Source organism: Alteromonas sp. KUL17 (genome assembly GCF_006538305.1).
GTDB lineage: Bacteria > Pseudomonadota > Gammaproteobacteria > Enterobacterales > Alteromonadaceae > Alteromonas > Alteromonas macleodii.
This window is the reverse complement of the sequence record NZ_BJKJ01000007.1, coordinates 153,257-166,753: the sequence shown is the minus strand read 5'-3', so window position 1 is coordinate 166,753 and position 13,497 is coordinate 153,257. Positions and strand designations below refer to the sequence as shown.

8 protein-coding genes, 1 tRNA gene and 1 pseudogene are annotated in these 13,497 nt (G+C 43.8%); 6 read left to right on the top strand and 4 right to left on the bottom strand.

What is annotated here, in order from left to right; genetic code table 11:
* Positions 1–21: 21 nt before the first annotated feature.
* Positions 22–98, bottom strand: a tRNA-Asn gene (locus tag KUL49_RS08770).
* A 998-nt stretch (positions 99–1,096) separates the two neighbouring features.
* Between KUL49_RS08770 and KUL49_RS08765 the strand changes: the two genes are divergently transcribed.
* The 3 genes from KUL49_RS08765 to KUL49_RS08755 all read left to right on the top strand — a co-directional run bounded on the left by KUL49_RS08765 (position 1,097) and on the right by KUL49_RS08755 (position 5,790).
* Positions 1,097–2,479 carry an MATE family efflux transporter gene (locus tag KUL49_RS08765; RefSeq protein ID WP_165477893.1) on the top strand — a complete coding sequence of 461 codons (1,383 nt, stop codon included), beginning with the start codon at positions 1,097–1,099 and terminating at the stop codon, positions 2,477–2,479.
* Between the two features lie 96 nt (positions 2,480–2,575).
* Positions 2,576–4,591, top strand: a complete 2,016-nt coding sequence (uvrB, locus tag KUL49_RS08760) for an excinuclease ABC subunit UvrB (RefSeq protein WP_131137044.1) — start codon at positions 2,576–2,578, stop codon at positions 4,589–4,591.
* A gap of 272 nt (positions 4,592–4,863) precedes the next feature.
* Positions 4,864–5,790 (top strand): LysR family transcriptional regulator, encoded by a 927-nt coding sequence (locus tag KUL49_RS08755; RefSeq protein WP_014948786.1) that lies wholly within the window; start codon positions 4,864–4,866, stop codon positions 5,788–5,790.
* Positions 5,791–5,886: 96 nt separating this feature from the next.
* On the opposite strand, the gene queC is transcribed toward KUL49_RS08755, so the two are convergent.
* Positions 5,887–6,543 (bottom strand): 7-cyano-7-deazaguanine synthase QueC, encoded by a 657-nt coding sequence (queC, locus tag KUL49_RS08750; protein ID WP_014975995.1) that lies wholly within the window; start codon positions 6,541–6,543, stop codon positions 5,887–5,889.
* Between the two features lie 95 nt (positions 6,544–6,638).
* On the opposite strand from queC, the gene queE reads away from it, so the two are divergent.
* A complete protein-coding gene (gene queE, locus KUL49_RS08745; RefSeq protein WP_131137056.1) occupies positions 6,639–7,313 on the top strand; it encodes a 7-carboxy-7-deazaguanine synthase QueE in 675 nt (224 codons plus the stop codon).
* Between the two features lie 76 nt (positions 7,314–7,389).
* On the top strand, positions 7,390–8,286 hold the full coding sequence (locus tag KUL49_RS08740; protein ID WP_014975996.1) for an amino acid ABC transporter substrate-binding protein: 897 nt from the start codon (positions 7,390–7,392) through the stop codon (positions 8,284–8,286).
* Positions 8,287–8,354: 68 nt separating this feature from the next.
* Here KUL49_RS08740 and asnB read toward each other — a convergent pair whose 3' ends face one another.
* Together asnB and KUL49_RS08730 are read right to left on the bottom strand one after the other, a co-directional pair.
* Positions 8,355–10,025 (bottom strand): asparagine synthase B, encoded by a 1,671-nt coding sequence (gene asnB / locus KUL49_RS08735; RefSeq protein WP_131137043.1) that lies wholly within the window; start codon positions 10,023–10,025, stop codon positions 8,355–8,357.
* A gap of 392 nt (positions 10,026–10,417) precedes the next feature.
* The gene (locus KUL49_RS08730; protein WP_131137042.1) at positions 10,418–12,085 is read right to left on the bottom strand and encodes a M28 family metallopeptidase; all 1,668 of its coding nucleotides are present in this window, start codon (positions 12,083–12,085) and stop codon (positions 10,418–10,420) included.
* 70 nt (positions 12,086–12,155) lie between these two features.
* Here KUL49_RS08730 and KUL49_RS08725 point away from each other — a divergent pair.
* Positions 12,156–13,024 (top strand): annotated as a pseudogene (locus tag KUL49_RS08725) (DUF3025 domain-containing protein).
* Positions 13,025–13,497: the final 473 nt, after the last annotated feature.

Below are 13,497 nucleotides of genomic sequence, written 5' to 3'. Positions count from 1 at the left end.
ACCTAAGTTGTTTGCTGAAGTTGGCTCCCCCTCCCCGACTCGAACGGGGGACCTGCGGATTAACAGTCCGTCGCTCTAACCAACTGAGCTAAGGGGGACCTGTGCTTCAACGGAGGCGAATATTAAAGACGTACTTAGGAACTGTCAACAACATAAATGAAATATTTGTGCTGACTGCGCAAAAAATAGCTTTTTACGGCTTTTATGTTCATTTTGTCGTCAATGCTGAGAAAATGATGGTTAATAACTGCACATTATTCCCTCATTGCTTATGAACAAGAGGTTGTTTTAGTAATTGACAGTTTTACCCATCTCGTTTTCTTATATATCTCACTAAAGTTAAAGGGTATAACTAAATAGAATAAAAAAGCGCTTCCATACTGGTATTATGTACAGGTTTTCATAAATCTGTAACCTGTACCTGAGGATTAAAAGGTTAGTCACCACTTACGTGCTGAGAAATTAATCGAGCACGAAATCCCGCCGAATATGGTCTGGCGTTAGTTATCCACTAAATCTGTGGATAACTATGTTGATAGCTTAGAATCGCTGTTGTTATTTACGAGATCGCGTACGTATTGATCTAATCAGGTTATGGCGTTATTGAGTGGATAAGCTTTTTAATACAGAGGGTTAGGGTGTTTTTTTTGATCTTGTTTCTCGATCGAAATAGATCGGTTGAACAAAAAGTAGCTTGTGTGTTAATTCAACGAATGCCTAAATGCTATTCAATGAAATCCATCTTAATTCTCAATGCCTTACATTTTGTTAACATTTTTGTGTGTCTTTTAAACGCTCTATTTGGATAGCTAGACGCGCCCGAGACGTTTTTCCTGCATAGTAAAAGTGAAACAGGATAGAAATTAAACTGTAATGAACACATACGCACGTGTTTTGATTTATTTTTACAAAAAACTCGTAGTTTTGTGGCGTAGCCAGCGAAATGGTTCATCGCACGTACTTTTGTCAAAAACATCGCTTTTCATACAACCCTCTTATGCTTTGTTTTGTTTGTCGAATACGCATAGCTAAATAGTGTTCACTCTTTTACACTAACGCGCAATTGATGAGGGGATTTTAGTTTGCCGGAGCTCAAGTGATAAAAAGTAACGCTAAACAACGTACTTCCGACTTATTGGAAGGAGATATAGGTACTACGTTAAAGCGTATGACTATTCCTATGATATTGGGAATGGTAATGATGATGAGCTTTGGGCTTATCGATACTTTTTTTGTAAGCTTGTTGGGTACCGATCCTTTAGCTGCTATTAGTTTTACCTTTCCCGTTACCTTTACTGTAATAAGCTTGAATATTGGTCTAGGCATAGGTACGTCTGCAATTATAGGTAAGCTGCAAGGCAGCAAAGAAATAACTAAGTCTCAACACTACGCAACAGGCTCTTTAATGCTGTCTGTTTTGCTTGTGGGAGGATTAGCAATTATCGGCTTTTTCACCATAGAGCCTGTGTTTAAATTGCTTAACGCAACAGACAACCTAATGCCATACATCTCTGATTATATGGGCCTGTGGTATTTATCGAGCATTTTTCTCGCCATGCCAATGGTAGGCAATAGCGTACTGCGTGCATGTGGCGACACGCGCACACCCAGTATTGTTATGGCGGCAGGGGGCGGATTAAACGCGTTGCTTGACCCTATATTTATTTTCGGCCTTGGGCCCATTCCGGCAATGGGAATAAAAGGCGCGGCACTCGCTACCTTTATAGCGTGGATTGTTGGCGCGGTATGGATACTTTATATTCTAGCCGTTCGTAGAAAGTTGATGTTGCCTCGATTACTGACGCTTGCCGAGCTGCGTGATAGCAGCCGTGACATTCTCAAAATAGGGCTGCCTGCGGCGGGGGCGAATATGCTGACACCTGTTGCCGGTGGGGTGATGACTGCCGTAGTTGCTGGTTACGGCGCTGAAGCGGTTGCTGCGTGGGGAGTGGGTAACAGAATGGAGTCTATTGCAAGTATTGTTGTGCTAGCACTTTCTATGACGCTACCTCCATTTATTAGCCAAAACGTGGGAGCAGGCCAAGTAGAACGGGTAAAAACGGCATATTCGCTTACATTGAAATTTGTTCTGGTTTGGCAGTTCGCCATTTTTCTTGTCATGTGGGGACTATCTAGCTGGATAGCCGTCGCCTTTGCTAATGAAGCAGAGGTAAGCGTACTAATACAGCTGTTTCTTATGATTGTACCGCTGGGTTATGGCATGCAAGGCATTATCATTCTGACTAACTCATCGCTGAATGCCATGCATCGTCCAATGACGGCATTAACGTTAAGTGTCATCCGCTTATTTGTTTTCTTCGTACCTATCAGCGTCGCGGGTAGTTTTCTATTTGAACTGAAAGGGTTATTTGCTGGAACGGTCATTGCCAATATTGCAATGGCGTGTGTTTCATTTGTTGTTTTCAAACGTGCGATTACTCAGTTTGAATTAGATAAAGAAACGTCTGAGCACAGCTAATACCAGAGCGGCTATTTAAGGCTGTGCGTTTTTAATGTTGAGTAGTGTGACCGCAAGCAAGATGTTAAGCAGTAAGCTAAAGAAAAGGTTAAGTAAATGAGTAGAGGGTTTGAGCTTCATTCTAAATACAAGCCAGCAGGCGACCAGCCAAAAGCAATAGAAGCTTTGGTGGATGGCCTCGAAAGTGGCTTGGCCGGCCAAACACTGCTTGGTGTTACGGGGTCGGGTAAAACCTTTACCATGGCTAATGTCATTAAAGAAGTGCAGAGACCAACGCTTATTCTTGCACACAACAAAACATTAGCGGCTCAGCTTTACGGTGAGATGAAAGAATTCTTCCCCAATAACGCCGTAGAGTACTTCGTTTCATATTACGATTATTATCAGCCAGAAGCCTACGTTCCAAGTACCGATACCTTTATTGAGAAAGACGCGTCAATCAATGATCATATTGAACAAATGCGACTGTCCGCCACTAAAGCGTTGATGGAGCGCAGAGACGTAGTCATTGTAGCGAGTGTGTCGGCTATTTATGGTTTGGGTGACCCTGAATCCTACATGAAGATGCTATTGCACCTTCGCCAGGGCGACACCATGGACCAACGTGACATTTTACGTCGCCTTGCAGAACTGCAGTACAAGCGTAACGATTTAGCGTTTGAAAGGGGGACGTTCCGCGTGCGTGGCGATGTTATAGATATTTTCCCTGCGGACTCTGAAAAGCAAGCCGTAAGGGTCGAGCTTTTTGACGATGAGATAGATAAAATTAGTCTGTTCGACCCGCTAACCGGGGCTGTCGATAAGTCAGTTATTCGAGCAACGGTTTTTCCTAAAACGCACTATGTAACCCCTCGAGAAAAAATCCTCAATGCCATTGAGCATATTAAGGCAGAGCTAGGCGATCGCAAAAAGCAGCTTCAAGAGGCGAATAAGCTGATTGAAGAGCAGCGTATTTCACAGCGCACCCAGTTCGATATCGAAATGATGATGGAGCTTGGCTATTGTTCTGGGATCGAAAATTACTCTCGCTATCTTTCGGGAAGAGCGCCGGGCGAACCACCTCCAACACTCTTAGATTATTTCCCTGCAGATGGGTTGATGTTTATTGATGAGTCTCACGTTACCGTCTCTCAGGTAGGAGCTATGTATCGCGGTGATCGCTCTAGAAAAGAAACCTTGGTGGAATTTGGTTTTAGGCTGCCATCGGCTTTAGATAATCGACCGCTTAAATTCGAAGAGTTCGAACAAATTTGTCCGCAAACCATCTATGTTTCTGCAACACCCGGTGACTATGAGTTAAAGAAAACTGACGGTGAGATAGTTGAGCAGGTTGTGCGTCCAACAGGTTTGCTAGACCCTGTCATCGAAGTGCGCCCGGTTGCAACTCAGGTTGATGATGTCCTGTCTGAAATACAAAAGCGGGTAGAACTAGACGAACGCGTGCTTATTACTACCTTAACTAAGCGTATGGCCGAAGACTTAAGCGAGTATTTAAATGAGCACGGGGTTAAGGTGCGTTATCTGCATTCGGATATCGATACCGTAGAGCGAATTGAAATTATCCGTGATTTACGATTAGGTAAGTTCGACGTGTTAGTTGGTATTAACCTGTTGCGTGAAGGTTTAGATATGCCCGAAGTGTCGCTGGTAGCGATTTTAGATGCCGACAAAGAAGGCTTCTTGCGAGCCGAGCGTTCATTAATTCAGACTATTGGTAGAGCCGCGCGTCACGTGAATGGTAAAGCTATTTTGTACGCTGATAGTATTACCAAGTCGATGAAAAAAGCGATGGACGAGACTGAGCGCCGTCGTGAGAAGCAAATGGCGCATAATGAGGCAAATGGTATAACGCCGATGCGACTTAATAAGCCTATTACCGATATTATGGACTTAGGCGACAGCGCGCACCCTGCGTCTGGAAAAGTCAGATTGCGCAAAGTTGAAGAGAAGAAAAAACAGCAGAAAACAGCAAGTGCTACTGAATTAATGGACCAAATCACGGAGCTTGAAAAGCAGATGTTTGAATATGCGCGTGAGCTTGAGTTTGAAAAAGCAGCATCATTACGTGACGATATTGAAGCACTTCGAAAGCAAGTTGTTACACTCTCTTAAAAATGGCGATGCGTCTCGCTAGCAGAGGCTGTATGTGGGTTCGTTCCGTATGAAACCGGATAACTCACTACAGCACTTTTCCTTTTGTTGTTAGAAAATCCCCTTTTTTTTCCTGGACAATACGACATGACGCCAGTTTTTGGTTAGCACAAAACTCGAATTTTTAATTAAAAATGAGATGAAAAGCCGCAAAATGTCGTTGTAATAGCACAATTAGTTGAATATAGTTCGAAGTTGAGTATCGATAACTATACCTATAAACAGGTGCTAATATGCTTAATCGTCTTCAGGAGTCAGATATAAAGCTACTGCGTGTGTTTTACGCTGTAGCGAGCTGCAACGGATTTACTGCGGCAGAACCCGTGTTGCGAATGCAACGACCCAACATCAGTGCAGCCATCAAAAAACTGGAAGAACGGTTAGATTTGGTGTTATGTCATCGCGGTCGTGGTGGCTTCCAAATGACAAAAGAGGGTGAGGTGGTTTTCCAAGAAACCAAACGCATCTTTAATGCCTTCGACAACTTTGTCTTCAATCTGAAATCGCTGCATGATGACTACTCAGGCCATATCACTTTGGTCTTAATGGCTGGTCTTCCACTTTCTATGCACTTGGCCGTAAGTAAAGCGGTTAAAAGTACTATGAAGAAGTTTGACGATATTCACGTTAATATCCAAACTCGTTTATACAATGAAGTTGAGCATGTCGCTCTATCTGGAGAGTGCCACCTCGTTGTTTCAACCTATGACATGGTCAAACCGGAATCAGTAACTTTTCATCCTGTCGGCATCAAAACTGAAGGGCGATTGTACTGTGCGCCTACGCACCCTCTGGCAAAGTATCGCGATACTGATTTACCAGAAGGCGTAAAAATTGGTGATTACCCTGCCATCGGTATTTCTGGATTGTCGTCGGCAAACTACATTGAAGATGAAACCAGATTATCGATTCAAACTTTTTCAGACTCATTTGATGCAGCGATGTCTGCGATTATGACCGGCGAATATGTTGGTTTGCTGCCAGACTATATGGCGAAGGAGCAGGGCGCCGCACTTGGGCTTGTACCTATTGCAAAAGGGAGCTTATTTAAATTTAGTCACGAACTGTTTGTGATGAATGGAAAAAATACGCGATTAAACCCAGTATTACGCCACTGTATTAAAGAATTGAGCTACTTCATTTCAGAGAGTCAAAAGTAGTAGCAACAAGCACCTGCGATCACACCTCTTATTGTTTATAAACGCTTGGGTTAAAGCGCTTATAAACAATAAGAGGTGTTTTTATTTCAGATTACGCTATTCGTATTCTAGAGGATCGACGGCGTTATTTTCCTTGAACGCCTCTAAGCGCTCTTCGCACGCACCGCATTTTCCGCATGCTTTTTCTCTGCCGTTGTAACAGGTCCACGTTTGGCCGTAATCCAGTCCCATTGACAGACCATCGGTCAAGATAGCGGTTTTGCTGTCGTCGATATAAGGCGTCATGATCGTAACCGGTGTATAATTCGCAATGCCGCACACATCATTCATTTTATGAACAAACTCAGGGCGGCAGTCTGGGTAAATGGCATGATCGCCAGAGTGAGCGCCATAGTATACTTCGTTAGCGTCTAAACTGACCGCGTAGCCAACGGCCAGCGATAACAAAATCATGTTGCGATTGGGCACCACAGTTTGTTTCATGCTTGGCTCTTCATAATGGCCTTCTGGCACTTCGATATCTGAGGTTAACGCTGAACCCCCTATGAGCGTATTTATGGCGCTAATATCTACAATTTTGTGAGGAACGTTAAGCGAGTTACACACGTTGGCAGCATAATCGAGTTCTTTCTTGTGGCGTTGTCCGTAGTTAAAGCTCAGTGCATGAACTTTTTTGCCTGCTTTAAGCGCTTTATGCAGCACTGTGAAGGAGTCCATGCCTCCTGAATAGATAACAACAACGTTTTCTGACATAGTTTTTCGAAGATTTAAGAAATTATGCCCGAATTTTATGTGATCCTTGGTAAAATCCCAACATACAATCGTTAAAGGGTGTCAAATTGTCTGTAATGTCCACATTAAACATCAATGAGATGTTTGAAACTATCCAGGGTGAAGGCGCTCACACTGGTATTCCTTCTATCTTTGTTCGTTTACAAGGCTGTCCTGTGGGCTGTCCATGGTGTGATACAAAACATACGTGGGAAATTAAGCCAGACCTCAGTGTGTCGCCCCAAGCTGTGATCACAAAAGGCGAAGAGTCTGAAACCTATTTCATCTCCAGTGAGGAGGCTTTGCTGGCTGAGTTTGGGAAACAAGGCTATGTGGCAAAGCATGTGGTAATTACCGGCGGTGAGCCATGTATGTACGACCTACGTCCTCTGACGAGCCTACTTCACGACAACGGATACACAACACAAATAGAGACCAGCGGTACTTTTGAAGTACTTTGTGACACGCGTACGTATGTGACGGTTTCTCCTAAAATAAACATGAAAGGCGGATATGACGTCTTAGTAAGTGCGCTTGAAAGAGCGAATGAAATCAAGCACCCCATCGCAATGCAAAAGCATATTGACGAGCTTGATGCTCTGCTTGCTAATGTATCGTCATTAGACGGAAAACAGGTTTGTTTACAACCAATTAGCCAGAAAAAGAGAGCTACAGAACTTGCAGTGCGTACTTGTATTGAACGTAACTGGCGGCTATCTTTACAAACACATAAATACATTGGTATTGAATAAGTGTTTGAAACGCACCGGCTTTGTGGCAAACACGTCTTGGGCTTAAGTAATCAAATTAACAAAGGACATAAAGAAGATGCATAGCTTTAATCTGCTAAAAAAAGCCGTAATAGCGGCCGTCGCTTTGTGTTCTTTTACTGCTGCATCAATGGTTGAGGCCGCTACTTGGACAATCACTTATCCGCGTCCTATTGACGACTCAGATGCCCGTGCTCAATATCCGATAGCACTGCTTAAACTTGCGCTCGATAAAACCGGCGTAAATTATGAGCTACGCCCTTCTGATCGTATATTGCTGACGGGCAAAGCGATGCGTCAGCTACGTGAAAACAGAGAAGTTAACGTAGTATGGAGTATGACGGACAGCCAGCGCGAAAAGGAATTGACCCCCATTCGTATTCCAATCGCAAAAGGGCTTATAGGTCTTCGTGTTTTCGTTATTAACGAAAATAAAAAGACGAAGTTCGATGATGTATTATCGCTGACCGACATGCGTAAACTTATACCCATTCAGGGTGAAGAATGGCCGGACACCAAAATTCTTCAAGCCAACGGGTTTAACGTGTTTACTGTGCCTGAGTTTCGCGAAGCGTATGACATGATTAAACAAGGTAAAGGAGACTTCTTTCCTCGTTCTGTTATGGAAGTGGATGCAGAGCTAGAGGTGGAAGGTCGTCGTAACAACCTTTATCTTGAGCCTTCAATGGCGCTGTATTACCCCACCGCTATGTATTACTTTGTAAGTTCAAGTAACAAGACGTTAGCGAATCTTATTGAAACAGGCCTTAACAGAGCCATTGAAGATGGGTCTTTTGATGCGTTATTTGAATCTACGTACGCCCCAATCTTAGCGTCTTTAGGGGTTAATGAGCGTAAAATTTTCACTCTCGAAAATCCGTTATTACCCATTGAGACCCCTCTTACTAATTCTGCTTTATGGTATAAACCAAAAACAGAAGCTTCAAAAGAATAAATAGACAATAAAAAACGCGGCTTAGGCCGCGTTTTTTTAAATGTTAGCTCTGCTTGTACGATTGTCTATTAAGATTCGCCAGCGTGGACGCCTTTCATCGAACGGCCAGAAGGGTCTGCGTTGTTTTTAAAGCTCTCATCCCACTCAAGTGCTTCTGCTGTACTACACGCAATAGATTTACCGCCTGGCACACAGCGCGCCGCACTTTCTTGAGGAAAGTAGCTCTCGAAAATAGTGCGGTAGTAGTAGCCTTCTTTGGTGTCTGGTGTGTTAACTGGGAAGCGGAATTCCGCTGTTGCAAGTTGCTGATCAGTCACTTCGTTTTCAACGAAATCGCGAATTGAATCAATCCACGAATAACCTACACCATCACCAAACTGCTCTTTTTGACGCCACAGTACTTCTGCTGGAAGGGTTTCGCCGTTATCAAACGCTTTACGAAGGATCCACTTCTCCATTTTTCCATCTAGACACATTTTGTCTTGTGGGTTTAAACGCATAGCTACGTCAATGAAGTTCTTATCTAAGAATGGTACACGAGCTTCTACACCCCATGCTGATGTGGCTTTGTTAGCACGCGCACAGTCAAACATATGTAGACGATCAAGTTTACGTACCGTTTCTTCGTGGAATTCTTTGGCGTTTGGCGCTTTATGGAAATATAGGTAACCACCAAAAATTTCGTCAGAACCTTCACCCGATAACACCATTTTAATGCCCATCGCTTTAATCTTGCGTGTCATTAAGTACATTGGAGTAGCGGCGCGGATCGTTGTTGTATCGTAGGTTTCCAAGTGATAGATAACATCACGGATGGCATCTAAACCTTCTTGAATGGTAAAGTGAATTTCATGGTGTACGGTGCCAATCATGTCGGCCACTTTCTTCGCTGCCTTAAGGTCAGGTGCTCCTTCAAGACCTACAGCAAAACTGTGCAGGCGAGGCCACCATGCATCTGTCTTGTCTTCGTCTTCTACGCGCTTTGCAACGTACTGCGCAGCGACAGCTGAAACCAGTGAAGAGTCCAAACCGCCCGATAGAAGTACAGCGTATGGAACGTCAGACATCATGTGTGACTTCACAGCTTTCTCGAATGCTAAACGTAGCTCTTCTAAGTTGCTGGTGTTGTCCTTTACGTTGTCGTATTCCATCCAGTCGCGTTTGTAGTACTTGGTGATTTTACCTTCTTTGCTCCACAGGTAGTGGCCAGGAGGGAACTCACTGATTGTCTTACATACGCCTGCTAACGCTTTCATTTCAGATGAAACATAGAAGTTACCGTGTTCATCGTAACCGGTATAAAGCGGAATAATACCAATATGGTCGCGGGCAATAAGGTAAGCGTCTTGTTCTTCATCGTATAGAATGAACGCAAACATACCCTCTAGTTCATCGATAAAGTCGATGCCTTTTTGCTGAAAAAGCGGAAGAATAACTTCGCAATCAGAACGGGTTTTAAATGGGTACGGCTCATCTAGATTAGCAGCAAGTTGCTTGTGGTTGTATATCTCGCCGTTAACGGCAAGAATTTGTTTATCGTTTTGGCTGATAAGAGGCTGCGCCCCTGTATCAACGTCGACAATCGCCAATCTTTCGTGACAAAGAATGGTATTGTCATTATTCCAGATACCCGACCAGTCAGGGCCACGGTGGCGCAAAAGTTTTGATAAATCGAGGGCTTGGGTTCTGAGTTCAGACACATCGGTTTTGATATCAAGGATACCGAAAATACCACACATATAACGGATTCTCTCTGTTCACTTGTTGAAAAAAATAATAGAAGTTTTTCCTGTCGGTACTCGCGTACGAGTGGGCGATGATTTGTTGTTATTCTTATTCGCGTGCCCCTGAATGTGCCAGTCTGACAGGAAATTGCAAGTACATTATGATGAGAAAATGGAAATTCTTATTCCATTTATCCCAAAATAGCCGTTTATTAACATTTTTATCCTAATTCCATGCAAAGGTAAGCTTATGAATGCGGTAAGCAGTGCTTAATATAGAGGGAAGTGAGTTCAAATGTAGAGGGTAGTAAATTAATGCGGGTCAAATAAAAAAGGGTTTCACGAAGAAACCCTTTATTAACGATAAAGAAGACGCGGCCTTCTTTGCGTTTTTACGTCAAAGTGTTTTAGTTTTGGCGCTGGAACTCGCTTGCTTCATTCCACTTCGGCCAAGCCTCTGCATTTGCAACACCTACACCCACATCAAACAGCATTTGTGTGTCTTGCACGATACCGCTTAAATCCCAATCGTCACGATACTGATCGCACACTTGGTGATAGCAGCCAGTAACAATGACATTCATACGTTTTCTGTATTTGGCTGTCTCTTCATCTGCTGGTTCATTTCCGCCTTCAGCGTACAGTGCTGGAACACCTTGCTTGGCAAAGCTGAAGTGATCTGAGCGGTAGTAGTACCCAGCTTCTGGTCTGTCTTCTTGAGTCAGTGTACGACCTTGCTTAGCTGCAGCGGCTTCAAGATAATCTTCCATTTCTGACTTACCCATGCCTACAACGGCAACGTTTTTGGTCTTGCCTAATACGTTCATTGCGTCCATGTTGATATTAGCAACCGTATTTTCAATCGGAATAACAGGATTGCTTGCATAATATTTACTGCCTAACAGTCCTTGCTCTTCAGCAGTTACTACTAAAAATGATACCGAGCGTTTTGGTGCAGGCGTCAACTCTGAGTATGCTTTGGCCATTGCTAGAATAGCCGCAGTGCCCGTGGCATTATCATGAGCGCCATTATAGATTTGGTCGCCTTCTTTGCTCTCATCTTTACCTAAATGATCCCAATGTGCCGTGTAGATAATATGCTCATCAGGAAACTCTGCGCCCGGCAGAGTCGCGATAACGTTGTTGCTCTCTGACTTTTTGAAGGTGTTATTAACCGTAACCGATGCTTTAATATCCATTGCTTTGTTGTAAGGACCTTGCATGGCGTTGGCTTTTTCTGCTTCAAAATCAAGCCCAGCATCAGCAAATACTTTTTTTGCTGCGTCTAACGTAAGCCAACCTTCAACAGCGACACGGCTTGCACCTTTGTCTGCACTTACAAGGCCGTACTGCGGACCGCTCCAGCTGTTAGCAACAACTGACCAGCCGTAAGAGGCAGGGGCTGTTTCGTGAACAATAATGGCGCCAGCAGCGCCCTGACGGCTCGCTTCTTCATATTTGTAGCTCCAACGACCGTAGTAGGTCATCGTTGTGCCTTGAAACTTACCACTTTCTGGATTTTCAAATCCCGGGTCATTAATTAGCATGACGACGGTTTTGCCTTCAACATCTAACCCTTCGTAGTCGTTCCAGTCATACTCTGGTGCATTCACACCATAGCCAACGAAGACTAATTCTGAATCTTCAAGGGAAACTGAGCTCTGTTCTCGCTTAGAAGAGGCAACCATTTGCTCTTTATACGCGAAGTTATTGTCGCCAATAGTCATGGTCATATCTGGGTCAGCAGTAATTTCCATAAGGGCTACTTTTTGTAAAAAGCTATCCCCGTTACCCGGTTTAAGCCCCGCTTTGGTAAATTCACTAACCAAGTATTCAATGGTTTTCTTTTCGCCTTCAGTCGTCGGTAAACGGCCCTCAAACTCATCTGAAGACAGTACCTTTAATGGCTCGCGAATATCGGCGTCTGAAATATTGTTGTAAACACTGTCAAAGTTAGACGCCACAGGCATCTCTTTTTTCGCAGACTGATCTTGTGACGCGCTGTCGCTGTTAGGTGTGCAAGCACTTACGCCCAGAAGGGTAGGTACAAGCAATGGCAAAAACATTTTTTTCATTGTTAGTCTCTGTTTGCTCTACAATACTTGCTCAGTATAGAGAAAACCCCAGAGCGAACCAATAGTTGATATGCAATCAGACTCAATCCCTTTCTGTAAAGACTACTTAAAAAACACGCAAGTTATCCTGTAACCATTCTTTTAGATGAACTCGGTTTAATGAGTCATAGTAAGTTTCCATCTCCTGATGTGCTTAATGAACTTACATCTAGATATCACAAGCAATGGACGGGGCCTGTATTTAAAGGACAGAGTCAGTTTTCAGAAGATGAACAGCGTTACTATGAAACGATTATTAGTGAAGATGGGGTTGTCCCTACCAGAGAGCAAAGCTGGCACGATTTGTTTAATGCACTAATCTGGCTGCAGTTTCCCAAAACAAAATCCTTATTAAATGAACTGCATATAAGCGATATCGAGGCGTACGGCGTAAACCCTCGCACCGCACGTCGCAATCGGATTACCCACTTTGATGAGTGTGGCGTGGTGCTGGCGATAGAAGAGCCCAGACCAAGTGGCGTTGAATCGCTAGAAGTTTTCCTACAGCAACTGGCCACCCATGAATGGGAACAGGTATTTCTAGCAAATCGAGGGCGTTGGCATGCTGAAGTAACGCCCTATGTATTTGGGCATGCGAATTTAGAAATGATGCTGAACCCGTTTATTGGGCTTACTGGAAAGTGGCTCGCGGTTTCAGTGCCTCAAGGATTTAATGAGCTCGATAAATGGCAACAACGTGCCGTACTCGACGATGCAATGTCAGCCCGAATTTCAGCACTCGATGCTTTTCAGGTCACACCGCTCTTAAAGCCCCTTCCTTTGTTAGGCGTGCCTTTATGGCATTCACCGCAGGATGCGAAGTTTTATCAAAATAAAGATTATTTCAGGCCGTTACGACAAGGGTCTAAGCCAACTAAACAGCTGCCGCTGTGGGTGTAATACCAATCCGCATAGATCATTGCCCACTCAGAAGGCGCTGGCAAGTTTCCTAGCAAAGCGTGGGAATGCAGGAATGGCTGTTCCCTTTCAAATTCCCAGAATGAAGCTAGGAAGCTTGCCAGACCTTCCCGAAGGGCGAGTTTAAAATGTCCGTACTCTTTGTTGTGTCACCTTGATGTAGACCACTATACCTGCGGTAACACGCCGCGATTACGAACATTTTAACACTCGCTGAGTGGGTAATGATCTATGCGGATTGGTATAATGATACTTCGTGTGATGACATAAGCGGCAATGATGCTATTCATGGGTAGTGAAAGAAATGAAAGGGTGTGTCTTTTTAAAGTAAGGCTGCGCGGCCAGTTTATAGAAACGCTGTACTAAAACACTGTAATCACAAACATTATATTCATAACTACTGTATTAATAGCACAGCGCACTTTTCGTATAGTGGGCGCGTTACATTCGCAAGA